Genomic DNA, 25,035 nt, shown 5'->3' with positions numbered 1-25,035 from the left:
TTTACTGAAGTTTATATGTGAAAGTAAAACCTAATCAATTCAAAAACTTAGAGAGAATGCTAGGGATAAAGACAGAACAAATAGACGCCTTGAGAGTAATTATTGAGCTACAAGATAAAACTTTGGTAATTGAAAACCCGTCAGTTCTTAAAATGACACAACAAGGGCAGGAGATATATACAGTCATAGGAAGTGCTAAGGAACAAGTTAAGGAACAGAAAATAGAAATCAGGGATGAGGACGTGAAATTCGTGATGGAACAGACGGGTAAGAGTGAAGCTGAAGTTAGACAAGCGTTACAAAAGACTAACGGTGATATAGCGCAGGCTATATTACTTTTAACAAGCGGAGAGGGAAAAGGTAGTACATGATCGATTACTTTTCATAATCTGCGGTTTTGTAACATAATTGATCGATCTTATACTTCTTTTCTGCTTACATGTAATGTGAAAAACCATAAGGTGAAATAATTACAGCAATGAGCAGTTTGTACAAGAGTGTTTTAACTTATTTTTATGTCAATTTATTCTTGTACTCTAAAGTAATAATTGCACACTGAGATGGTAATTTTAGGCAAACGGAATTTAATAGCTAAGTTAATTCGTGGAAGTCGAAGGACCGACAGAGTGGACCGGCCGGGATTTGAACCCGGGACCTCTCGGTTGCAAGCCGAGCACTCTTCCAGGCTGAGCTACCGGCCCACTTTAACTTGTAACATTTAGTTAGTGGATTTAAGTTTTTCCTCAGGAAATTGTGATAAAGGTAAACGTATAGGAGCCTGAAATACCATGTTTATTTAACATACTTTATTCCTAGTAATTGTGAATTAGGTTCCTTGAGATATCAGTATGATGTGGACCGGCCGGGATTTGAACCCGGGACCTCTCGGTTGCGAGCCGAGCACTCTTCCAGGCTGAGCTACCGGCCCACTACTATAAAATGCGCTTCAAGTAATTAAAAATTCAGCACTCTAAAATCCACAACATATAAGGTTCTGGGCCCGCCGGGACTTGAACCCGGGACCACGGCGACCCGAACGCCGCATCCTAGTCCAAGCTAGACCACGGGCCCACTAAGAATATTTCCTCTTCACTTATAGCTTTTACTATGGATTATCTAATTGAAACACTTGCAAAAAGAATCGCCGGAGATATAAGCTGGAGTGAATCCCCCGGTGCATCCATGAGGAAGTGGAGGGAGGCCTTTAACATCTCTCAAGGGGAACTAGCCAGATACATGGGGATATCCCAATCAGTTATAGCCGATTATGAAAGAGGAAGAAGGAAGCCTGGTATAGACTTTTTAAGGAAATTTGTTAGGGGGCTCATAGATATAGATGCTGAAAGGGGGTATAGAGTAATTAACGAATTGATCAAAGGTTACACACTTATGTTACCCTTTATAGACGACATGGGCGATTTCCAATCACCGGTTAATGTAGATGATATAGCCAAAGCCTTAGATGGTGTAATACCAAATTCATCAATTCCAGAAACAAAGGTTTACGGCTGGGTTATTACCGATAGTATAAGGGCTATAATGAGCCTTAAAGGTCTCGAGTTTTATCAACTCCTAAATTTCATGCTGGGCAGAGTGGTAGTGTTCACCAACGTGAGTTCAGGGAGGTCACCCCTTATAGCCCTAAAGATCGCCCCTATAAAACCCTCAATTATTGTATTACATAGGCCAGTGAAATTAGATCCCTTAGCTCTTCTCTTAGCTGAGAAAGATGGTATAACTCTAATAATATCTATATTAAAAGATCCTAAAGAAATAAGGGAGAGGTTAAGAAGTATATAACTACTACTACTGCTACATATACTAAACTAAAATAGTAATTTTTTTGTTGTTATTATTATTATTATCTTTAATTGATAATGAATAAAAAAAAGAAGAAAGAAGGAAGAAAAAGTTATATAATATTTAATTTGTAGAAAAAATCTTTTTATTTTCTTAGAATTACTATTGCAATTACTGCTGCTATCACTATTATTGCCACGATTATTAGGATAGGTACAAAGCTGGGCGAGGTTGACGTAGTTGAAGTAGGTGGGACTATAACAGACGAGCTTACTGTTGTTGTGGTCGAGGTGGTGGTGGTAGACTGTGTAGTACTGCTAGTGGTCGAGGTAGTTGTTGTAGTAGACTGTGTTGTAGTTGTAGTAGACTGTGAGGTAGTAGTCGTTGTTGTGGTAGTAGTTAAAGACGTACTAATAGGTATAACTTTAATCTCTATTTCCGCGGTGTTTGATGCCCCGTTACTGCTAGCCTCTAACTTCAAGGTGTAAGTATTGACATTTGCGAAGGTGTAAGTTATTGTATACAAACCATTTTTCATGACAACCGGGATCTCAACATTGTTTAGAGTCGCATTTACAGAGACGTTATACGGACTGTTGGTCATAATTTTAAAACTTAAGTTTAGGGTAGCTCCCTCATAGATACTTAGTATAGATGAAGGTGTTACAGTTACAGTAGTTCCGTTATTGAGTTTCTCAGATATTTGAGTTATACTAAAGTTCAGATATATCGGAGTTAGGTATATCTTTACAGTCTCGTTTTGGCTGAAGACTATTACGGTAGAGTTACTAATATAACCGGAAGCACTTACTGTTGCGTTAATTTTAGTCCCTTGCGGTAAAGTAATAGGCACTAAACCTTGCGGATTAGTAGTGTAAGTAGTAATAGGCTGTTTATTACTAATGTTATATAAGGTCACTTTTGCATTAGGTATAGGAACACCACTTGTTGACAATATTTCAAGGTTTACAGTAACTGTAGATATAGGAGTGGATGGATATGTTAATGTCACCGTACCTAGAGGGGACTTTATCTGAATAACTGCTTTATAGAATTGTGGCAACTTTAGAGTTGTCGAGCCGTTAGAGAAAGCCCAAGGAACGTTTACTCCATACACCTCAGCATTATAACTTCCAAAGGGTGCTCCGGGTAAGGAGTAACTTCCACCGCTCGTGTTAGTTATAGTATAAGTTTGAGTACCACTCGTAGTGTACACGGTAATTGTATACATATTCTCTTCGCTGAAAGGATAATTGATTTGTAAGTAAGTATATCCGCTGACATTCTGAACCTCAAATGTTACTCCGTTCTCTGAAAACACTGAAGGTGTAGATAATGTTGTTGGAATCCCGTAAGATACATTGACTATGATAAGCCCGTACACATACGCAGCAGGATAAGAAACGTTATTGGAAAAACCCTCATAACCACGGTACAAATAGATGTAGTAAAGACCTTGGGCTATATCCTGCGGTACTGCGAAGATAATACTACCTGAAGTTCCAGATGGAGAAGCTTGGCAGACAACGTCACCGTACCCATTATTAGCTAGGTTTGTCACAAAGTAGCCATATTCTTGAGATAAGGAAGACAAGGAGGATGTCATATTATAGTATACTTTATAGATATGTCCCGGCTGAGCTTTGAACACATAAACGTTGACACTTCCGTTTAATGTCATCTCTCCATTAGTAGCATTATTTACTTTAGTGACATTTACGTAAAAAGTTTCGCCGTTAGTTTGAATTTCATGAAGGCCGGTATTCAAGTTCAGATTTAGCACCTTATACGAATAAGGTTGTAGTGTTACAGTGGTATATAATGAGGAATCTAAGTATACTGGAACTTGAGCTAGGGTGTCCCTACTGTTTATTATTATCAGTGAATAAGTCGCACTTCCGGTCGAAGTAGGCAAAACTATTTGCGGTGGGCTCATCCCTAGTGGGTTAACCTGAGGCCCTGGTAATATGTATATACCTGCAGTTGAATAGTTAGAAGTCGTTTGCGCTAATGAGAGCGGTATCTGTGAAAAAAGCATTAAAAGTGTTGGTATCAGTAGTATAATGCCTAATAAGAATCTTCTATTCATGTTAAATTAGGTTAAACTAAAAAAGGTAAATAAGTTCTTTGGCCAAAGGTATTATCATCGACTTATTATAATTTGGTAATATTATTTAAGTACTTGATTTAAAACCTACACCCTATATTTAGTCTAAATTTAAAATTAATAATTAGGATATACTTTTTACAATACTAGATAAGTGATTTAGGAATCAAGATATATCTACGTGTAAGTGGTGTTTCCTTATTGTATTATAACTGCTTTTTAGACCTTATATGTCGAAATATACCAGAAACAAATATCAAATAATATTTGTATATTAGAACTAAAACTAAATATTTTTAGCATAATACCGGTCTTAAGATGTATTAGAAAGCTATATTTTATAGTTTAATTCAACGTTTAAAACTATAAAATTTGGTCTAAATACCAAACTGTTACGTGTATACAATCGTATAAAAGAATTTATAAATAGAGAGAACTTCATTCCCTTAGAAGTGATATGAATAGACTGTTAGGTCTAATCCTATCTACGTTATTTATAGCTTCAATTGTAATTGAGGCAAGTCCATTATTAACAACTATAATACCACAAGCAGCAGGAGGTTTACCATCTGCTGGGCAGATAGGTGCTATATATATAACTAATGTTAATGGTCTGCAGATACAGTCGATTGCATTTGTAGTAAATGTTTCAAATGTTAACTTGACTAAGATAAACTCTAATGAATACAATGCTATAACTGACTTGATCTTAGCAGTATCTAATAACATACAGATGTATTTTGAAGAACAAAATGCTGTTACTGGCCAAGTATATATTTCTCCGCAGCTAGTAACATTACCTCAAAATCTAACCCTACCAGGCACTACTTACACCTACTATGTTTATTATGATGCAGCATCAAAGATAGTGTTCTTCCTAGTAGGTGTAGGGTATAATGGCTCTGTAAGTAAGCCTGAGCAAATACCCATAAACTACTTACAGAGTGTATTGCCAGATGTTAGTCAAGCATACGAATCTGATATATTCTATTACGATGCTAGTATAAACAACGTAACTACGTTATCTTCAGCTAATGTGAATTACATAGTCACTAACCCATACAGCACTCTATACTATCCAACAACCGGTAAGGCCGTAAATCAATCTGTAGGTACCTCTGCTTATACAATCCTACAAGACTTATCAAGCCTCACTACTCTGCAAAATCTTGCAAAGAATCAGTCAGCAGAGTTTATTGCATATGCTACATTACAAGCTACTACAATAGGTGGAGTTACGTTAGGTTCCTCATATAGTAACCATGTAATAATATTTGGTCCACTCGTATTTTCTACCTCACCATCACAAACTGGATTCATTAATCCAACTCAAGCTAATGATTATCTAGGTTCCGCACTAGCTAGTGTAGCAACAACAAAGCCCGTGATATGGGGTAGAGCTCTAATTAACTTCACTTTAGTTGATGGATTATTAGGCGCCGGTAAACCTGGTCAATTTACATTCCAGTTAAACTACTCATCACCAGGCCCAGTAACATTAAGCTTTGCTAGTATGGCATTTATAGCGTCAATTGATAACTACCCCAGTACTTTCAAGTTTAATGCGTATAAATTCTCCAACGGGTATCTAGAGTTCTTCGGCGTAATAACGTCCACTAACACTACTACATTAAATGGTATGGTAATTCCTCCCTCCGGCGTCTTGTATTATAATGGGAAAATATTATACTACTTATACTTACTAACATTAACACCAGTTCCCAAGAATGGTACTGTAAATGAAACAGTACATAACTTACACTTCTATCTTCCGAATATAGGAAATGTAACAGCAGTAGCATTTATTAACGGTAAACCTTATCCCACTAATTTCACACTACCGGTATATGCATACTACATTCCATCTGGGGCAACTCTAACGGGTACATTTAATGGTAAAACCTATACTGTAAATCTAGTGGAACCTACACAGCCTACTTTAAGCTATTACAGTGGTACAATCCAGTTAACTGCTACAGGTTATGAAGGACTTTGGGTAAGCGGTGTTAATAGTCCCATTTATCAGAGCGCATTATTATCCACTCCACCATCCAGTTTAGCAATACAAGGATCATCCCAGATATCTGCGGTAGGTCACTTCACATCAACTGCGGCATCCGTAACTACAACGCTGCTTACTAACGCCACCTTAACCTACGCTAACGTACCAGCTGAAGACTACAGCTTCAATGGCTTAATAATAACTCCTGCATACCCCATTATAAATGGAACCAGTGCAATGGGATACATGATATCTGTATTCTATCAAGGATTTACCAATGGTGAGTACCCATTATACATCAATGGAACTCAAGAGACCTTCACAGTGAACATGTACAATAGTTATCTAAACTTAGCTGGAACAATTCAGTTACCATATTTTGCCTTATTACTACAAGCTCCTAATGTTCCAGCTGTAGCCACTGGTCAGTCTCCAATAACTCTCGAATTCCAGGCAGTACCCCAGCTTGCATATATCACGTTAGTGGACTTTGGATTATGGACTAATGAAACCAGCGTAATAGTAACAGCATACAATACTCAGAATGGTACAGTATCGGCTAATCACGGATACTTCTACGCTATAATAATACCTCCAAGAATAAGTGTTACTCAAAAACCTCCGTCTACTTATTTCATATGTAGTAACTCCGTCCCACTGACTATATACGATCCTGATGCAATACTAGATCCAGGATATGTTGAAGGAAGCTTCACTGTTGCTATACCTACTGGTGGTCTGAACTTCAGCAATAGGGTTGTTCCTGGCGCAGTGATATTCAATTCTAGCACTGTATACAATGTAAGTGGAGAATTCGGAAAGTATAGTACAGTAACTTCAACTGGTGTATCCTATTTACCATATTCACAAGTAGCTCCATTTGATCCAACAACAGTAAATGCTTCTGTTAATGGTAACGTTATTCCAATATACAGTATTCCGAATTCAAAGCCCGATGCTGAAGCATTATACTATCTACAATACTACGGTAGTAACAATCCGTTAGTAAACTACTACTTCCTACAGTCCGAGACAGTAAACAGTGGATATGGTGATTATGCAGTTCCTATATATGGTATAGCCGGTCTCAATGTAACGTCAATAATTGGTGGAAAGGTAATGATGAATAACGTATTGCCTGGAAACATGGCTACTGTAGGTTACATGGATCTATTACCACAAGCTGCACCTGCTGGAACGCCATACCCAGGAGCTGCTGAACCCAACTTCACGATCAACTTATATGTAAGGTATCAAGTAGACGGATATGTATTCCCTTCAGCAAGTGGTAGTGTGACAGTTAATGGAACTTATGTAGGACAAGGCCCCGGTATATACTTAATAGTGCCTAACGCATCCTTCATAGGCAGCGGCTTTAAGTTTGTATACGAAACCACAGACTATGCAGTATACCACGACTTCCAGTACAGTGGAGCATACAAGGTAATAGCTACAATGCAAGTACCTCCAGTTAACTTAACATTCTACTTCAAGGGTAACATTATACCACTATACGCGACCTCCGCAACTTTGGTATTATATGAACCATATTATGGTTCTATATTACCAACATATCTAGCTCTAGGAGCAATTAATACTACTAATGGTATTCTAGTGAGTGCGCAGTGGAATTCACAGAATTATGAGCTAGTAAACGTTTATGCTACACAGCAACTACTAGGTGAGATGCTATCAATTAACGTAACCTATCCTAACGGAAATGTAGTAAGGATAATTCCATCCTTCAGCAACTTGACAACATTGTTCGTATCCCTAATTGGACAAGAACAAATGTACTGTAACGGTACCTTCTACTTCCAGATAAGCGTTCCAGGTTTATTGAGCATATTGCACACAACGGTCACTGCATTAAACGGTAGCAACTTGTCTATATCTTATCACGACTACATAACTGGCCAAACTAAGGTAGCTACTGCAAAGATCTTAGCTCAACAAGGTATTATGCCAATAGTTCAGGAGCCTGGACTAGTAGAGTTCTTCTTTACTGCATATCCATTCTACCCAGTTCCAACATTTGCTCCACCATGGTTCATAGCTGAGAAGGTGTATACACAGCCGTTCTTGTCATTCTCTGATAAACAATATGCAGCCAGTGCTGTGTCCTCAGAATTGTCCTTAGTGTTAACTAACATAACAATTGTCACCAATAACACTGTAGGACCTAAGTATGAGGCTATGATATACTATAATGCTACAAGTGGACAGACTGTAGTAGTTAACGTATACGGGAAGCCAACTACGGTATCTGGTGACGTGATGCCAACGATACCTGAGACAGCTCCAAATAGTACAATATTCAACGGTACGTTACCATTCATAATAGTACCTAATAGCACTGCAGTAACAGTAAAGACTGCTAGCAACACTACTGTATACACTAACGGAAGCCTTGCGATAATATTAGGTGGTAAACAATATGTACTAGGACCTGCTGGATACTTCCTATTACCTAGCGTGCCATACAGGAACATATCAGTAGGATTCAATGCAATAATATACTACACTGTGTCTGACCCAGTAGAGAGCTATAGCGGAATGACATATATGACTGCCTTGAACTTCACTCCGATAAGACTAGCACCATTCAACTATCCAAGTGGTATTATACCCGGTGCTAACAAGTTCACCTATTACTACAACGGATCATTAACCATAACGCCCACCGACCAAGTAATAAAGATATGGGTAACTAGCGTATTACCATATCCGTTAGAGTTCTACATAGAAGCACTAGTGTACCCAGCTAGTGACTTTAATGCAACTACTGGAAAGATAATTAACCCGACAGAGATAGTCTACTACTCCTACTCACAAGTAGTAGCTAAGCCATATCTATACTATCTGGCTACTTCACAAGGTGTAAAGAGCTTACTAGTGTACGTACAATTAAACGGTATATCTTCATTACCTGCAGGGAAGTACGTGATAATATTATTCGCAGTACCTTATGCTGGCGGACCTACTATCTCTGAATATCCAGTATCGTTGTACTTTACTAACGTAAATATAACTACATGAAGTGAGGGGGTTTTGGTAAAAAAGTTAAAAATCCTTTTTTTATTTATTGAAAATTTCCGAATTATATATGGGTGGTGTAAAATATGAAAAATCCTACATTAATATCTGGTATAATGTTGGTTTTAGTAGCAATATCGATGGCTACAGTTTTTAATGCAGCCTATACTAGTAATGGTATAACTTTCTATTCCCCATCTACTAACGGGCAAGTATATCATTATGGTCAGACGTTGTTCCTTAATGCATCTGCAGGTTCTCAATATGCTAATGATCCAGTAACAATAACTATAACAACTCCATCTGGTGTTAATGTTGACTTACCTCCAGCCCAAACAAATGCTCAAGGATTTATAATAGAAACACTGGGAACTTTTGGACAAGGATTACTATCAACACCTGGCACGTATACAATAGCTGTCTCAGTACAAGCTCCAAGTCCTTTAGGAACTAAAACTGGAGTAATACAAGTTGTGTACATTCCAGCTCAAGCCACTGTTACTATAGAGGTACTTAACGGAGAAACTAGTACTCCATTAAGCGGAGCTACGGTATATCTATATAACGTGACCAACGGTGTTCATAAACTGATCACTGAAGGGACTACTGGGCCTTCTGGAACTGTAACTTTCACCGTAATATCGTTTAACTTCACTCAGACATTTGAAGCAGTAGCAATGTCCAGTGGGTTCGTAAATGGCTCTGTTACTTTCTCTATCGTAGGTAACCAGAGTGTTACTGAGGTTATAAAACTGTATCCTGCTGTGCTTACAATAATACCATTTATGGTAATGCAGAACGGAACAGTTGTTGACGCAAGTAGTGTTAATGCTCCTTTAACTAGTGTGGTTGTAACCCAAGGTATACCTGCGTCTATTATAGTTAAAGTAGAATTCGCTGGAATGCCAATTAGCAATGCTACTGTTCAGGCTTCCTCAGCATATCCTTCACTAGTAAAGGTGTTATCAGTATCTCCAATTACAAGTGGTCCCTATGCTGGTGACTATAACATAACTATAGAAGCTATGGTAGTTAACACTACTTCAGCACCATATGAAGTTGCTTTAACTATTAACGCCAGTTATATGACTTTAACACAATCCAATCCATTAGTTGTACAAGCCTACTACAATTCATTAGCTTACTTGCAACACTTAATTGAACAAATTCAAACAGAGATCAATTCACTGAACAGTGAGATCAAAGCATTGAACGCAAGCATAACCTCTCTAACTACTTCGTTATCCTCCTTGAACCAGAGCATAACTACAGTGACGAAAGAGGTTAATACCTTGAACCAAGAGTTAATCACTGTTAATGAGACAGCAAGTGGATTAAGTGGGACTGTGAATAGCCTAGAGACATCTGTTAGTACACTAAGCTCTGAGTTATCAAGCCTAAATACTACCGTATCCCAGTTGAAATCTCAGGTAAGCGGAATCACACCATTAGTATACGGAGGAATAATTGCAGGTATACTCGGTTTAATAGTAGCAATAATAGCTATAGTCCTTGTCTATAGGAAGATAAGTTAAACTTTTTTTAACTATTTTACTTTTTTTCCAAAAATTCTCCTAAATCTTCTTTTTAGGGTTTTATGTTTTAACGTTGTTTTTCATTTTACCGGAGTAAAATTTATTACGACGTTATTCAACTATCTAATTGCGGCCGTCGTCTAGTCTGGATTAGGACGCCGGCCTCCCAAGCCGGTAATCCCGGGTTCAAATCCCGGCGGCCGCATTAGGGGATATCCGAGTGGGGGACACCTCCTATACCCCGATTTCAATTTCAGATATACCAACGACGTCAATTAAGGAGCCTATGTAAGTTTCCTTTATCTCACCGTTTACGTTCTCTTTCTTAAAAACGGGATAGATTTCTTATGATCTTATTTTAGATTTATTTTATCTAATGTTTCAATTTCTAGATAAATAACGGATTCACCCTTTCATTTCCTTCATTTTGATTAAAGTTAAAAAATTTTTAATAAAATGACGATACTAGCATCTTATCTAGGTAGTTTATACTTTAAATAACTAAATACTTTCCATATTTTTTTAGCTCTTATCTATAATTTTTAAAACTTGAGCTTAAATTTCATAATATGGGACATAAATTTACGAGGATTAATACCTATTATGAGGAAATATGAAACCGTAAAGTTTGATTCTATTCTTATAAACAAATATATAGTGATATTGAGCAAATTAATACCAGCGACCTCTGTTGTTGATCATAAAGGATTATATTCCGTTGCCTAAACAGCTTGACGGAGAATTTTGGAACATAGAAAGGATAGAGCATATTAGGAAACTTGCCCTAACAGGGAAACCGTATAAAATTTTTCCTGACTGGGGTAATTCACTCCGCATTTTAGATAGGGTAAGGTTTAAAATTGAGAAATCTACGCTGAGAGAGAATCCGAGTTCTGACACCTCTACGGAAATAGCAGGAATATACATGTCAGCCCCATTGTATTTGGGAGATATGTCTTATGGAGCGTTAAGCGGTAATCCGAATATAGTAATAGCTAAGGCAGCTGATTATACTCAAACTTTAGCAGGTACTGGTGAAGGTGGACTTCATCCTGAAGTCGCTAAATATAAGAGGATATTCGTACAATGGGCTTCGGCAAGATTCGGAGTAGATTACGACGTTCTATCCCATGGTGCTGCTGTTGTAATAAAAATAGGCCAAGGAGCGAAGCCTGGTATAGGTGGGCACTTGCCTGGTAGTAAAGTTACCGAACCTATATCCATGACCAGAAGGATTCCAGTGGGTATTGACGCAATTTCCCCAGCCCCACATCACGATATATATTCGATAGAAGATTTAGGACAGAGGATTGAAGCCCTTAAGGAAGCCACCGGTAAGCCGGTTTTCGTTAAAGTAGCGGCGACTAACTACATTCCCTATATAGTTTCAGGTGTTGCGAGGATGGGTGCTGACGGAGTAATAATAGATGGTCACGGTGCAGGTACAGGTGCTACACCCGTGGTAATAAGGGATAACGTGGGGATTCCAATAGAGTTAGCTGTGGCTATAAGCGATCGTGTACTTAGGGAGCAGAGTATGAGGGATAAGTTTACTATAATTGCTGCAGGTAGGGTAGCTGATGCGACTGATGCGGCGAAACTGATCGCTTTGGGAGCAGATGTTGTTAGTATAGGTACTGGTGCCTTAATAGCGATGGGTTGTGCAATGGTCCATAAGTGTCATATTGGCTCGTGCCCTTCAGCCTTGACTAATAAGATAGACGGGACTAGAGAGCTTGATATGGAGTTCGGCTTTAAGACCCTAACTAATTACATTAGAGGCTTTACATTGGAGTTAGCTAACATACTCGAAAATCTGGGCCTTAGTAGTCTAAAGGAATTAAAGAATAGGAGGGATTTATTAGTAGGTAAGGGACTATCAAGGGAGACGCTTGAAGTTTTAGGAATTGAAGGTGAAGAGGAGGAGTTACCGCCGAAATTAGGTGAGCTTTGGAGCAAGAGGAGGAAAGTATATCTTCACGAGTTGATAAACAAGGGTGAGCCCGTGATAACAAGCATGGGGAGTACTGCACCACCTGATGTAGAAAAACCCGCTAGGATCGTTGACTGGCTTAGGTCAGATGGTGCTCAGGTTACAAGACCCTCAATAGACCCCTATAGAGAAGATATTGACACTAGCTTCTATCTGGCTCAAGGGAGGTTCTACTTGTCTCTACCTATAATATTTGACGTTACTGATGCTCAGTCTGAAGTGAGGGAAGCTTTGAGTTGGGCTGCTCTGGCTCTAAGCTCTGGAGTTTTCTCATTGGAGACGGACATCAGATACTCAGAAGTTTCTATAACCTCTGATGGTAAAGGAGCTATGACGTGGAGTCAGGATTATAAACCTTTCACTTACGTATGTTTGCCTTCCTCTTCGGAGGCTATAGAAGAGGTAATGGAGTTGAAGGGTGTTCTAGGATTTATATTCAACGAGGATATTGGCAATGAAGATCTAGAAATAGTAATATCAGAAGTTGATACTAAGCTCAAAGAGATGGGAGTAAGGAAGAAGTTTGACTTGATAGCGAAGTCCAGTAGGATAAGGGACTCTGGAGACGTATTTAAGTTTGTGGCGTTGGGAGCTGATAGTGTTATAATGAGTCATAAGGTATTGGATGTAGCGATAGGTGAAGGTTCTAGGTCGGGATTAAAGGATAAGGCCTTTAATTTGATAGCGGGGTTTAAGAAGGAGATCGCATTGTTAGCTGGTGCTGCAGGTGTATATAGTGTACAGTCCTCCCTAACTGGAAATAGGGAATTGTTAAGGGCTGTTAACCTGAACTCTTACGTGTTGAAAAAACTGAGAGTTAAGGTGGCTGGTTCGTTATGATCCATCCATCAGGTTGTGGTGTTTTAGGCGTATTAAGGAAGAAAAACGCACCGAGGATTAAGGGCGAAGTGGTGGTAAGGGGAATAGAAAGAGTAAGATATAGGGGGAGTGATAGGGGCGCAGGCTTTGCAGTATTTGATAAGAGTTCTAATAATAAATATTTGGTTAAGGTGTTCTTTGAGAGGGATCCTTCCCAACTCGAATCCATATTTGCTTCTCACGGAATTAAGGTAAAGTCCCGTGAGATCGAGTATATGGATGGGGACGTTTGTGATTGTAAATATGAGATAACGATTTCAGATTTGACTCAGTTAAGGAAGGCCTTTAGAAACATAAACGAGATAATGTGGAAGCAAGGTAGGATGGGGAGAATATATAGTATAGGTTCGTCTTTAAAGGTTTATAAGGGGGTAGGATATCCCAGAGATGTAGCGATTACTTACAAGGTAGAAGAGTTAGAAGGAGACTTATGGTTAGCTCATACGAGACAACCTACGAACTCACCCGGTCATTATCCTTATTGGTCTCATCCCTTCTCGTCCTTTAATATAGCAATAGTTCATAACGGTGATGTAAGCTCGTTTGGTGCCAATTTAGAGTTCTTAATGGAGAGAGGATGGGAGGGAATGGTCGGTACTGATAGCGAGGTAATCGCTTTTCTCTTCGAGGAGTTGTTGAGCGAGGGGTTTACGGTGGAAGAGGCTACGAGAATTTTAGTAAATCCCTCAAGGAGGTTTTCGGTGATAAACAAGGAGTTAGATTACTATTATCGTAATGCTAGGCTTGATGGGCCTTTCACAGCAGTAATAGGTTACGATTCTGGTGACGATCTTTATTTAATAGCATTAGCTGACAGGTCTAAGTTCAGGCCTGCTATAATAGGTGAAGACGAGAGCTATTATTATGTTGCCAGTGAAGAAAACGAGATTAGGGAGATAAGTCCTAAGGCTAAGGTTTGGACTTTGAAGCCTGGCTCGTATTTTATTGCCTCTCTTAATAAAGGTGTAATAGAGTACGGGAGGGATGAAGAGGAGAGGAGTTCGTTTTCTCCTCCTCCAATATTTGTACCTGAGAAGTATGATATTGACGCTAAGAATGTTAACTATAATGAACTAAACAGATTGATCGCATCGGTGGTAAAGAATGAGGGCAAAAAAGAGGTAACTGTGGCTAATGTAATGGGTCACAGGTTTATAGGAATTAGCTTTAAGCGTTTGGGAATTAACGGAATCAGGGTGAATTTATACGGAGTTGTAGGTAACGCTATGGCTAACTTAAACGAGAATAACGAGTTTTATGTTTATGGGAATGTAGCTGACGACTGTTGTGATACAATGCACGGAGGAAAGGTAGTTATATATGGTGATGCGAGGGACGTTTTGGCTCAAACTTTACAAAATGGTAAAGTGTTTGTAAAGGGTAATGCTGGGAACAGAGTTGGAATCCAGATGCGTGAGTATAAGGACAGAAGACCTTACCTAGTGATCGGGGGTATGGTGGACGATTATCTCGGGGAGTATATGGCTGGCGGTGTAATAGTAGTTCTAGGGACCAACGTGAGGCGTGAACCGGTAGGGAATTTTGTAGGAACCGGAATGGTTGGCGGTAGAATATACATAAGGGGTAAGGTTTCCCCGTCTAAAATAGGGCTACAACCACCTAAGGTCGAAGTAGTTAGGTTGTTAAAAGCGCTATTACTAGAAAACTTAATTAGTGAGGAAGAGTTTGAGTCTTTACTAGAACGTGAATATATAGAGATAATGGACTTGCTTAAGGGAAAAGCTAAAGAGTACGCCAAGAGATTGTTCGAAGAGAAAGTAGGAATACCTGAGTTTGAGTATAGGGAGCTTAGTGAGGCGGAGTATAAAGAGTTGTTACCCGTTTTGCAAGAGTTCTCAAAGGATATTGGTTCTGATTATACTGAAATATTAAAGGAGAAGTTTACGGTAATAAAAGCTAGGGGTAGGAAATGATTTTTAATTTAAATAGGGTAATTTATTAAAAAATCCTCTAAATGTTTTTATTCTACATGTTAATGTTTATATAATATCTTTACGTATTAGTATTACGAGTTGTATTTTACTAGAGTGAAAGTTGTAGGTAATTCGGAAACTGCAGAGAAGATTAAGGAGGGGTTGGATACTTTAGGTTATTACGTGTTAAACAGAGGGGAGAATCTGAAAGTAGTGGTAGGACCTATTTCAAGGGCTGTAAAACATGTTGATTCAAAACCTGTTATTTCAGTATCTGAAAATGGTGAATATGTTGTCCCTTTAACTAATATTGAGAGTGGAGTATCTTTTATCGCTTCAATTATATCAGATATCACAAACGGTACTTTAGTTTTGACATCTAAAACGTCTGAGATGGGTGTTTACAGTGTTCAGGAGTTTTCATGGATAAACGGGTTGTATTGGACTAGGAGAGAAATGTTAAGGGACGTGAATAGGAAGTTGATAGAAAGGGGAAAGGTTTATGTATACTCTTCTGGAATAGATGGGTTGATACTTCCCGAGGGATATGAGAAGGCTGACTTTCCCTGTGACGCCGATATATTGATAGGGGAGAACAGTTGTAAGGGACTCACCCTAAAACCATATAAAGTTATAGTAGGTTTGAAGTTTATTCAACCTATCCCAATTGAGGTGATCCTTTATAGTATTAAGTTAACGTTAAAGTCAATTTATCTTAATGAGAAAAGAATTGATGTAATAGTGACGGGAGTAAGAAACAGAATGGTAGAGTCTCTAGCTAAGTTAATAGGTGCTGAAGTGTCTGTAATTGAAGGCGATACGTGTGAATCGTTGTTGTTAAATTACGGGGGTAAGGTTGTTTTAAAAGGTGTTAAGAGGGCTTTAGGTCTTGAAACTTGCTTAGGTGTATTGAAATTATGAGAAAAGTGTATAATGAGATCCTTGATGAGTTTGTTTCTGTACCCGATAGGATTGAAAGGATTGTAAGTCTTGATCCCGCAACTACAGAAGTGCTGTTTATGATGGGGTTAGGAGATAAAATAATAGCTACTGATGCTTTCAGTTACAGGCCTGAGGAAGCTAGAAAAAAGCCTAAGATCGGTAGCTATACTCATGTTAACGAGAATTTTCTTGAGGAGAATAAGCCGGATATTATTTTTACGACTACTGGTGCCCAAAAGGAGCTTACTAAGAGATTAATCAATAAGGGATATACTGTGTATCCGTTAGGTGTGACTAACTCAGTGTTCAGGATAATCACTAACGTAGAAATAATCTCGTTAGTAACTGGGGCTAAAGAAAGAGGTAGAGAACTCGCAGGATATTTAGTTGATACTCTAGTTAGATACAAAAAGAAGGATGTTAAGAATAGAGTGAATGTTTATGTAGAATTTGACTTGGGCGGTGTTATAACCCCAGGCTATCCTACTCATGTAAGTGACGCGATTAGCTTAGTAGGAGGCAAGAATATATTCGATGATAAGGACGAGGCTTATTTTACTCCTCGTGATGACGAGGTCTTGTCGAGAGATCCAGATTTGATAATATATGAACCGAAAAGGCTTACGGATTATGAAAAGGAGAGATTTCAAAGAAGGATGAGAGAAAGAGGTTTAGAAGAGTTAGTTAAGAAGAAGAAAGTGGTCTTCACTGTTGGTGACTTTTTAGCTCATCAGGGGCCTAGTTTCATTATTGATGGTATTAAGTTCCTTTACGAATCGGTTAATGGATTTAAATGAGTGGAAATTAAAGTGAACTCTTTCCTCTATTTTCTTTTCTTCCCTCTTTCTGGAGTCTGTAATATTTTATCGAGTTTAGTTCCTAATCTCCCACCAAACATTATCTTTATTAAACCTATCCCAGCAATAACTATTCCTATAGCCATTATAAATTCGGTTGCCGTACCCGCTATTGAAGAATAGCTATTGAAGTTTGTCAACTCATATGCAGGTATGACAGCGTAATGAAAAGACACGTATTGAGATACCTGCGTGGGGTTGTTTACTGCAATTATGTAATTACCTGGAGAAACCTTAGCTGCTATAAAACCGTTGCTGTTGTTTAAGGCTAGAGTTAGGTTACTATAATATACAAAAATATTCACGTTCGTGTTATTAGTTACTACGTATATGGTATTATTTTCAGAGTTAGTTGTTACGTTGATAACTTTTTCGGTGGTTACAGGGTTAATTTTCAGGTTTACACTGTGGTTAACAAGTTCGGTATCTAACTCGTGGTAATAGGGTAAATAAAAAGGCATTAACAAGTTACCTGCCAGACCTATAACAAAGATCAAAATACCTACTAATACAAATGATAAGTTTTTGTTCATAGGATATCTTGTCCTATACTCAAAATTTAAATTCTTATTTAATTAATGTAAACCTATGACCGGTGTTTACGAAATCTGTTGAGGTATTGGATACTACATTAAGAGATGGAGCACAAACCGCAAATATCTCCTTTACTTTAAATGATAAAATAAGAATAGCCCTCTTGTTAGACGAGTTAGGCATAAATTATATAGAAGGGGGTTGGCCGGGTTCAAACCCTAAGGATGAGGAGTTCTTCAAAGAGATAAAGAAGTATAGTTTGATTAAAGCTAAGGTAGCAGCATTCGGAAGTACGAGAAGGAAGGAATTCCCTGCAAAGGAAGATCCCAGCCTGAATGCCATAGTCAAGTCTGATGTTGAAGTTGCTGTTCTTTTCGGAAAGTCTTGGACTCTTCACGTTACAGACGTTCTAAAGATAGGTTTAAAGGAAAACTTGGATTTAGTGTACGATAGTATCAGTTACTTAAAATCTCACGGACTAAAGGTAATATTCGATGCTGAGCACTTCTATCAAGGTTATAAGGAAGATAAAGACTACGCGTTGAGTGTGTTAAAGACTGCTGAAGATGCAGGAGCCGACGTACTTGTGTTAGCAGATACAAACGGGGGGAGTCTGCCTCACGAAGTCTATACAATAACTGCCGATGTGGTAAAAAACGTGAAGACTAAGGTCGGCTTACACATGCATAATGACTCTGGTTGTGCAGTAGCTAACACTTTAATGGGTGTTCTTGCTGGGGCGAGACACGTTCAAGGTACTATAAACGGTATAGGGGAAAGAACTGGAAATGCCGATCTAATCCAGATAATTCCTAATCTAGCCTTGAAGATGGGTTTCGAGGTCTTGAGAGGAAAAGAGAGTTTGAAGAGGTTAAAAGAGGTATCACGTATAGTTTACGAGATTGCCGGGTTACATCCGAACCCATATCAGCCTTATGTTGGTGATTTCGCCTTTACCCATAAGGCAGGAGTACACGCTGATGCAGTGATGAAAGTGAGTAGAGCTTATGAGCATATAGATCCCTCGTTAGTAGGAAACACAAGAAGGTTTGTAATATCTGAAGTCTCAGGCTCATCTAACTTAATAACTTATCTAGAAAATGTCGGAATAAGGGTGGACAAGAAAGATCCCAAGTTAAGGTCAGCCTTAGCAAAGATAAAAGAACTTGAAAACAGAGGGTATAGTTTTGATCTAGCTCCCGCATCGGCAATTCTAATAGCGTTAAAGGAGTTGGGGTTGTACCAACCACTTATAAAAGTAGATTACTGGAAAGTCATTAACGAGAGGGAATTGGCAATAGCAGTTGTAAAAGTAAACGGACAATTAGAAGTAGCAGAGGGGGTGGGTCCCGTACATGCAGTAGATATAGCCATGAGAAAAGCGTTGCAGAAAGTTTATCCTGAAATAGGTAAAGTTAAGCTGACCGATTATAGGGTTATACTTCCCGGAGAGATCAAAAATACAGAGAGTGTGGTAAGGGTCACTATCGAGTTTACGGATAATGAGAAGACGTGGAGGACCGAGGGAGTATCTACCAGTGTGATCGAGGCTAGTGTAATGGCATTAATTGAGGGGTTAGATTATTATTTGCAACTTAATAACAAGAAATTAAAAGTCCCTGAGGTTAATAATTAACAAATGGTTCACAGCTGGGATCCAGGTGGGGCTACTGAAAGTAGAAGTAAGGTATACATCTATTTCCGTTTCTTAAGAATAGAACAGACATTTTTCAGTTTACCTATGGCATATTTAGGTGCTTTTGTCGCAATAAAGAAAATTCCTCCAGTTTCAATATTATTCTTGATCTTTCTGTCATTATTTTTCCTCAGAACTGCTGGAATGACTAATGATAACTTAGCCGATCGTGATATAGATGCTAGAAATCCGAGAACTAGGACGAGGCCTCTAGTTACTGGAAAGATAACGGTCAAGGAAGCTAAAATGTTAATTGTATTCTCACTTTTGGGGTTTTTCGTGTCTGCTTATTTTGTAAACATTTACGCCTTCCTGCTCTCCCCCCTTGTAGCCTTAGTTGTTATGACCTATCCTTATATGAAGAGATATACCGCTTTCGCAAATTATCACTTAGCTACTATTCAAGGGTTAGCTATATTCAGCGGTGCCGTGGCTTCTCTAGGACTATACGTTCACTCCTTTTTCACACTTTTAGAGGGGGTGCCGTGGTTTTTTGTTCTATCTGCAATATTCTGGGCTGTAGGATTTGATTTATATAATCATATACCCGATGCGGAGTTTGACAGAAATATGGGTCTTCACAGTTTTGCTGTACTTTTGGGAAACAAGGCTCTGCCTTTTGCTGGTTTTAACCAGATATTGTCTGTAGTATTAGCATTTATGGGGGACATTTTTTACGGCTTAGGATATATAGCCTATATAGCTACTGTTTTACACGGGCTAATAATGGCGTATGCATACTACCTTGCTACTAAAGGGAATTTCGGGAAAGCTTTCTATTATAATATATACTCTTCGGTAGTTCTGGGATTGGGTGTAATATTAGATGTGATGCTAATTTAATGTCAGAATCGGTCAGGATCATCATTATTCAGGCAGGGGTTTGTTCATCACTGAAAAATAGAATGAAGTTTTACTAAAATAAAGATCAGTCTCGGGTTCTCATATCATTCACTCACTAGAGGGCGGGCGTCATCACGTGTATTTTTCCAATCCACTACTGATACAATTCTTCCATCCGCTTTTTATTCCTTGCAGTATATAATTAACGTACTCGTGTGATGGCTCGAATTCTCCTTCTTCAGATGGAGACAAGTATGTATAAGCAAAGTAAACGTTATTGTTTTCATCTTCAACTTTTACCACGTCTCGCATATACCTTATGAGGTGCTTTTCAGCTTTATCTAATGAGTTAAGCTCACTCTCTAACATGAGGTATATATAACCACATACTTTTCCTTTTTCTTCAGTCTTCAAATTTGCACAATAGCCCCATCTACAAGGTGTGTTAAATACTATCTTATAGCCTCGGAGTATTGCTGGTATCTTTTTGAAAATCTTTGTGACACCTCTCTGTTTAAGTATCTCTTCGTTGGTGTTTTCAGCATATGCAAAATAATTTAATATTACTGGCATTCCTGCATATTTTGAATAGTCACCATCCTCTATAACTTCTCTTCCTTCTATAGTTTGATTGTAAACATAAATGTTCACGTTGTCTATACTGTATCTTCTTTTATAATCAAAATACACCTTTATTTTCTCCCTTATATACAAGTCGTCAGGCCTTCCGTTAAAATCCTCGACCTGGTCGAGTATTCTGAGAGTTTCATTGGAAACCTCATAAACTTCTCCGTGGATTATTCCATCTCCTTTAACTACACCTGGGTAATTTCCCAGATCGTACATCTTAAAGCCTTCGGCAAACCCTAACCCCACAAACCTAGAGTTTCTTAAAAAATGATTTAGCTCAAAGCCGAATCTTAATGAACCGTAAACGAACAAATACGGAATTCTACTCACCTCCAATGACGTATTCCGCCCAAAGTTGTAGTTCAGTCTCGTCCAGTTTTCTCCTCCTACTTCCCTCAATTATCTCAACTTTTACTATTTTTACTTTTCTAGTAACTTCATTCACTTCTCCCCTAATTTCTATGTATTTAGGCTCCGTATCCACATTATCGAGACCGCTCGCGTCTGAAATACTAGGAGGGACGAAGGTAATTATTATAATCTTCCTTTCTACACCTTTATCGTCAGTTTCTGTCAGTTCCTCAACTTGGTAATTAGGGTAAGAACGTAATTTCAGAATTTTATTAAGTTCAAGCTCTAACACGAGTATATTTCTTAACCCTTAGTTTTAAGTTCTCCATTCCTATTACTATCACTTCATCCCCCTCTGATATTGGTTCATCCGATATTGCTAGCCACCTTTCACCCTCAATTAAAATGTAGCCTTCTTTTCCGGGTAAGATATCGTCTAATGCTTTACCTATTTTACCGGTATATGTATACAAATTCCTTCCTCTTGTCTTCCAAACTACGTAAAAAATTCTATAAGATATGAAACCTACAATTGCTAGTGAGGGTACTGCGACGATTGGATCAGCGTACTGTCCCGTTAACACTAGGAGCAAGATCACAACGAGAATGAGAATTATGGGTATTGCAATATGGCTTACCATAATACTTAAATTAATAAGGGAAGTAATAAGTTTGTGAAACTTTTATCAATATTTTTGATAATTATTCTAATAGCACCTATAGCCTTAGCTTTAGAATTTCATTCTCAGTCCCAAATAGCTTACCCAGTTGGTATGTCATTTTTTCCTTTAACGTCGATATACTATACTGATGAAGTTGTAGGGGTTGTTAATATCACCTCGATGTATATAGGTAGTAGTTATTTCCCTAATGGCCAATACTTCACATACGGGAACGCGTCTTTGCAGCTAAACGCTATGGTAGATGGGTTATATTGGGCACAAGACGTTGCTCTCTTTCATCAAGTTAATAATGGTACCTTTGACGTAACATTTGTCGTTAATGTATGGGACTTAAGCGGCCCCTTCACTACCAATATTAGCAGTGGGGTCGTATCTACTTATCAAGGACTAGGTGTTATCTGTTATCTAGGCCCTACTTTCAAGGTTAATACTCCCTTTTCCCTCGCACTCTTTATGACGGTTAACTCAACTTATTTAGACTTCGGATATGCATTAGGGAATAACGTGTCGATATACTATCGTGTACCTATAGGGGGTCTGTTTCAGATAGGGGGTTTGTCGATTAGGGGAATTCCTAACGATCTTGAGTTGGTGTTTGGCGGACCTGGTGGAGGAAGTGTAGTGCAGATGTACGTCCATGGTACAGAGGAGCTATATTATAAGACAGATAATAAACTTGAAATAGTTCCTCAAGCGTTCTCCGTAGGTCTCGATACGGCAGAAAGTGCAATTGGTATAAACTCCTCATCAAATTTAACAGACATATGTGCCCCCTATACAGAACTAAGTTACGGTAAGGCCGAGCTAAAAGTATTATGGCCAGTTAAACCTCAACTAGAAGTTGAAAATAATGGATCAAAAATTTTCGTAAAACTAAGCTATAATGGGAAACCTCTGGATTGGCAAAAAATAGAGTTAGAAAAGTTCTCGTTCCCTTCAATTCTCACGACAGTTGGGACAAATATTACGAACTCAAGCGGGGTCGTAGAGTTTAACTATAACTTAAGTACTTATGTAATATATTTTCCAGGTAACTTTAGTTTAGCGTCAACTTATTATGTTTCGGTTCCTTATATTTCTTCGCTTTCTTCAGTCTTAAAATCCACTTATAACCAGTTGGCTAACTTCATTGCTCATTATAATTTTAAGAAGACAATATCTTCATTTTTCGGTAATAAATCTGATACAGTTAAATATTCCGCGCAAGTATCAATAAATTACGTTTTGTTGCTCTATATTCTAGCTTTCAGTATAGGAGTCGTTATATCAGCTATACTATTAAAATTTAAACACTGAATACATAATTTAGAGTATGAGCGTGTCATTAATAGGAGATATTATAGGAATCATCTTCCTGCTAATAATTGTTATTATACTTTTAACATTATCTCTTCGTGTTATTGCCGAATGGCAAAAAGCAGTGGTATTAAGGCTTGGCAGAGTATTAGGAGTCAAGGGACCAGGATTAATATTTCTAATACCATTTGTTGATAAGCCCATGGTAATAGACTTAAGAATAGTTAACGTTGACGTACCTCCTCAGACGATAGTTACAAAAGATAACGTTACGGTTACAATAGACGCTGTAGTGTATTACAAGGTAATAGATCCCTTAAAAGCCGTAGTCTCTGTAAGTAACTATCAAACCGCTGTCTTGAATATATCTCAGACCTCTTTAAGGGATATAATAGGACAGATGGAACTAGACGAGATTTTAAGTAAGAGGGAAGAAATAAACAAGAAGCTTCAAGCTATTCTCGATGAAGTAACAGAAGGATGGGGTATAAAAGTAACGAATGTGACTGTTAGGGACATAAGGTTATCTCAAGAACTATTATCTGCTATGGCTGAACAAGCTAAGGCAGAGAGGCTTAGAAGGGCTAAGATAATTCTGAGTGAAGGAGAGAGACAAGCGGCATCTATATTATCTGAAGCCTCGACATTTTATCAGAATAATCCCGTAGCTTTACAGTTAAGGTTCTTAGAGATGCTTTCAGACATTTCCCAAAGAGGTAATATGGTAATTGTAGTTCCAGCAGGTCAAGAACTCTATTCAGCTCTATCGGTATTAAAGGCAAAGCCAAATACTTAGTCAGGTGGACTAGAAGATTTCACGGTTCAAAGGTGGTCTTCTCATCATCCTTATAATGATTTTTAATTTTTACAAATGAAAATTTAAGTATGGATGAAAGAGCGGAGGTCTTAAAAAGGTTAAAAGAAGCTGTAGATATTTTTACCAATAACGAAAGGTCTTATCTGTTAATCCCCGAAATACGTACAAATTTCGGTTATGCTTTGAGAGAGGCTAAAACTACTGAAGATGTAGCTGCGATTCCTGGTAGGCTCACTGTAGCTTTTAATAGGGTTATATACTGTTTACCTCCGGCATTTGGTGCTTCTGATCACATTGCTAGGGTTATAATAACAGCTATGAAACATGAGGAAGAAAAAAGGAGTGCAATAAACTTGAAGTATTACGAAGAAATAGTGAGGAATTTACCATCAGATGATACCTATATTTTTGATAGAAAACAAGAGCCCGAAGAAAGTAGAAAAATTGAACATCACACTATGAACTTCATGGTAGAAATGGCTTACAAGAAGTTCGGAAAAATCCCTCAGTATATCGTTGACTTAGGAGACTTAGGAAAGGAGCCAACAATATATGTTATTGATAAAGACCCAGTGATAGTTGCTGAGAAAAGCCTGAAGCTTTTGAACTTTCTCAGTCCTTAAAAAGGTCGTCCACGTTTTGTTTACATTTCTCAAGGATCTCGATAACTTGTTGCATTTTTCTCTCGTCTAGTTTTTTTCTATGTTTGTATAGGATAAAACCTATTTCGAATAGTGAGTCCAATATTTTTCTCTTCAATGGATTATCGTCTACTAGTAATTCTTTTTCAGCTTTCATCTCCTCGAACTTTTTCCTTCCTTCTTCTGTTAAGATATATATCTTTTTTTCTTCTCTCTCTTCTACTTTAACTAAATTCTGTTTGATCAAAGTTCTCAGGACTGGATAAATAGAGCCAGGGCTTGGCTTATATATACCGTTTGTCTTCCCTTCTATGCTTTTTATAATTTCATAAACATACATGGGTTTTTCAGTGAGGGATGAGAGAACCATAAATCGTAATGCTCCTCTTTTCATACGCTCTATCGTTACTCTTTTCATACACTATTACTTATTCCCTGATAAATTAAAAATAATTTTAG

At 38.1% G+C, this 25,035-nt stretch carries 20 protein-coding genes and 4 tRNA genes; 14 read left to right on the top strand and 10 right to left on the bottom strand.

The annotated features are described in order from the left end of the window. The first annotated feature begins 56 nt into the window (after positions 1-56). A complete protein-coding gene (locus D1868_RS08995) occupies positions 57-371 on the top strand; it encodes a nascent polypeptide-associated complex protein (RefSeq protein ID WP_231112508.1) in 315 nt (104 codons plus the stop codon). A gap of 256 nt (positions 372-627) precedes the next feature. Here the strand turns inward: D1868_RS08995 and D1868_RS08990 are convergent. The 3 genes from D1868_RS08990 to D1868_RS08980 all read right to left on the bottom strand — a co-directional run bounded on the left by D1868_RS08990 (position 628) and on the right by D1868_RS08980 (position 1,071). Then, positions 628-701 (bottom strand) — tRNA-Ala (locus D1868_RS08990). Between the two features lie 153 nt (positions 702-854). Then, a tRNA-Ala gene (locus D1868_RS08985) sits at positions 855-928 on the bottom strand. Between the two features lie 67 nt (positions 929-995). Then, a tRNA-Pro gene (locus tag D1868_RS08980) sits at positions 996-1,071 on the bottom strand. A 36-nt stretch (positions 1,072-1,107) separates the two neighbouring features. Between D1868_RS08980 and D1868_RS08975 the strand changes: the two genes are divergently transcribed. Beyond that, on the top strand, positions 1,108-1,800 hold the full coding sequence (locus tag D1868_RS08975; protein ID WP_156007561.1) for a helix-turn-helix domain-containing protein: 693 nt from the start codon (positions 1,108-1,110) through the stop codon (positions 1,798-1,800). Positions 1,801-1,945: 145 nt separating this feature from the next. Here D1868_RS08975 and D1868_RS08970 read toward each other — a convergent pair whose 3' ends face one another. After that, positions 1,946-3,889 (bottom strand): hypothetical protein, encoded by a 1,944-nt coding sequence (locus D1868_RS08970; protein WP_156007560.1) that lies wholly within the window; start codon positions 3,887-3,889, stop codon positions 1,946-1,948. Between the two features lie 475 nt (positions 3,890-4,364). Here D1868_RS08970 and slaA point away from each other — a divergent pair, with 475 nt between their 5' ends. The 3 genes from slaA (at position 4,365) to D1868_RS08955 (ending at position 10,685) form a co-directional block, all read left to right on the top strand. After that, a complete protein-coding gene (slaA, locus tag D1868_RS08965) occupies positions 4,365-8,948 on the top strand; it encodes an S-layer protein SlaA (RefSeq protein WP_156007559.1) in 4,584 nt (1,527 codons plus the stop codon). A gap of 83 nt (positions 8,949-9,031) precedes the next feature. Next, positions 9,032-10,480 (top strand): hypothetical protein, encoded by a 1,449-nt coding sequence (locus tag D1868_RS08960; RefSeq protein ID WP_156007558.1) that lies wholly within the window; start codon positions 9,032-9,034, stop codon positions 10,478-10,480. Between the two features lie 129 nt (positions 10,481-10,609). Next, positions 10,610-10,685 (top strand) — tRNA-Gly (locus D1868_RS08955). Positions 10,686-10,714: 29 nt separating this feature from the next. Here D1868_RS08955 and D1868_RS11170 read toward each other — a convergent pair. Beyond that, on the bottom strand, positions 10,715-10,783 hold the full coding sequence (locus D1868_RS11170; RefSeq protein ID WP_231112507.1) for a hypothetical protein: 69 nt from the start codon (positions 10,781-10,783) through the stop codon (positions 10,715-10,717). Positions 10,784-11,171: 388 nt separating this feature from the next. Between D1868_RS11170 and D1868_RS08945 the strand changes: the two genes are divergently transcribed. From D1868_RS08945 to D1868_RS08930, 4 genes are all read left to right on the top strand, one after another. After that, positions 11,172-13,313, top strand: coding sequence for a glutamate synthase-related protein (locus D1868_RS08945; protein WP_156007557.1), 2,142 nt, complete (start codon positions 11,172-11,174; stop codon positions 13,311-13,313). Then, positions 13,310-15,286 carry a class II glutamine amidotransferase gene (locus tag D1868_RS08940; RefSeq protein ID WP_156007556.1) on the top strand — a complete coding sequence of 659 codons (1,977 nt, stop codon included), beginning with the start codon at positions 13,310-13,312 and terminating at the stop codon, positions 15,284-15,286. The genes D1868_RS08945 and D1868_RS08940 overlap by 4 nt, the downstream gene beginning before the upstream one ends. Before the next feature lie 114 nt (positions 15,287-15,400). Next, positions 15,401-16,207: a hypothetical protein gene (locus tag D1868_RS08935; protein ID WP_231112358.1), complete on the top strand. Its 807-nt coding sequence runs from the start codon at positions 15,401-15,403 to the stop codon at positions 16,205-16,207. Beyond that, positions 16,204-17,025: an ABC transporter substrate-binding protein gene (locus D1868_RS08930; protein WP_156007554.1), complete on the top strand. Its 822-nt coding sequence runs from the start codon at positions 16,204-16,206 to the stop codon at positions 17,023-17,025. Before D1868_RS08935 ends, D1868_RS08930 begins: the two co-directional genes overlap by 4 nt. 26 nt (positions 17,026-17,051) lie before the next feature. On the opposite strand, the gene D1868_RS08925 is transcribed toward D1868_RS08930, so the two are convergent. Then, positions 17,052-17,618: a hypothetical protein gene (locus tag D1868_RS08925; RefSeq protein ID WP_156007553.1), complete on the bottom strand. Its 567-nt coding sequence runs from the start codon at positions 17,616-17,618 to the stop codon at positions 17,052-17,054. Positions 17,619-17,680: 62 nt separating this feature from the next. On the opposite strand from D1868_RS08925, the gene cimA reads away from it, so the two are divergent. Both cimA and D1868_RS08915 read left to right on the top strand, forming a co-directional pair. Continuing rightward, the gene (gene cimA, locus D1868_RS08920) at positions 17,681-19,255 is read left to right on the top strand and encodes a citramalate synthase (protein ID WP_156007552.1); all 1,575 of its coding nucleotides are present in this window, start codon (positions 17,681-17,683) and stop codon (positions 19,253-19,255) included. Between the two features lie 3 nt (positions 19,256-19,258). Beyond that, a complete protein-coding gene (locus D1868_RS08915; protein WP_156007551.1) occupies positions 19,259-20,158 on the top strand; it encodes a 4-hydroxybenzoate octaprenyltransferase in 900 nt (299 codons plus the stop codon). A gap of 132 nt (positions 20,159-20,290) precedes the next feature. On the opposite strand, the gene D1868_RS08910 is transcribed toward D1868_RS08915, so the two are convergent. Genes D1868_RS08910 through D1868_RS08900 form a run of 3 tightly spaced genes read right to left on the bottom strand, consistent with a single transcriptional unit; the run spans position 20,291 to position 21,780 of the window. Beyond that, entirely contained in the window at positions 20,291-21,118 is an 828-nt protein-coding gene (locus tag D1868_RS08910; RefSeq protein WP_156007550.1) for a gamma-glutamylcyclotransferase family protein, read from the bottom strand. Next, on the bottom strand, positions 21,111-21,431 hold the full coding sequence (locus tag D1868_RS08905; protein WP_156007549.1) for a hypothetical protein: 321 nt from the start codon (positions 21,429-21,431) through the stop codon (positions 21,111-21,113). Before D1868_RS08905 ends, D1868_RS08910 begins: the two co-directional genes overlap by 8 nt. Beyond that, positions 21,418-21,780: an NfeD family protein gene (locus D1868_RS08900; RefSeq protein ID WP_156007548.1), complete on the bottom strand. Its 363-nt coding sequence runs from the start codon at positions 21,778-21,780 to the stop codon at positions 21,418-21,420. Before D1868_RS08900 ends, D1868_RS08905 begins: the two co-directional genes overlap by 14 nt. Positions 21,781-21,813: 33 nt before the next feature. Between D1868_RS08900 and D1868_RS08895 the strand changes: the two genes are divergently transcribed. The 3 genes from D1868_RS08895 to D1868_RS08885 all read left to right on the top strand — a co-directional run bounded on the left by D1868_RS08895 (position 21,814) and on the right by D1868_RS08885 (position 24,558). Next, positions 21,814-23,118, top strand: a complete 1,305-nt coding sequence (locus tag D1868_RS08895; RefSeq protein WP_231112357.1) for a thermopsin family protease — start codon at positions 21,814-21,816, stop codon at positions 23,116-23,118. 16 nt (positions 23,119-23,134) lie between these two features. Next, a complete protein-coding gene (locus D1868_RS08890; RefSeq protein WP_156007547.1) occupies positions 23,135-23,914 on the top strand; it encodes a slipin family protein in 780 nt (259 codons plus the stop codon). 89 nt (positions 23,915-24,003) lie between these two features. After that, complete coding sequence (locus D1868_RS08885; RefSeq protein WP_156007546.1) at positions 24,004-24,558, top strand: thiamine-phosphate synthase family protein; 555 nt, start codon at positions 24,004-24,006, stop codon at positions 24,556-24,558. Here the strand turns inward: D1868_RS08885 and D1868_RS08880 are convergent. Further along, on the bottom strand, positions 24,548-24,994 hold the full coding sequence (locus tag D1868_RS08880) for a PadR family transcriptional regulator (protein ID WP_156007545.1): 447 nt from the start codon (positions 24,992-24,994) through the stop codon (positions 24,548-24,550). The two genes, D1868_RS08885 and D1868_RS08880, sit on opposite strands and share 11 nt — an antisense overlap. Positions 24,995-25,035: the final 41 nt, after the last annotated feature.

Source organism: Stygiolobus azoricus (assembly GCF_009729035.1).
Taxonomy (GTDB): domain Archaea; phylum Thermoproteota; class Thermoprotei_A; order Sulfolobales; family Sulfolobaceae; genus Stygiolobus; species Stygiolobus azoricus.
This window is presented reverse-complemented; position numbering and strand designations above follow the sequence as displayed.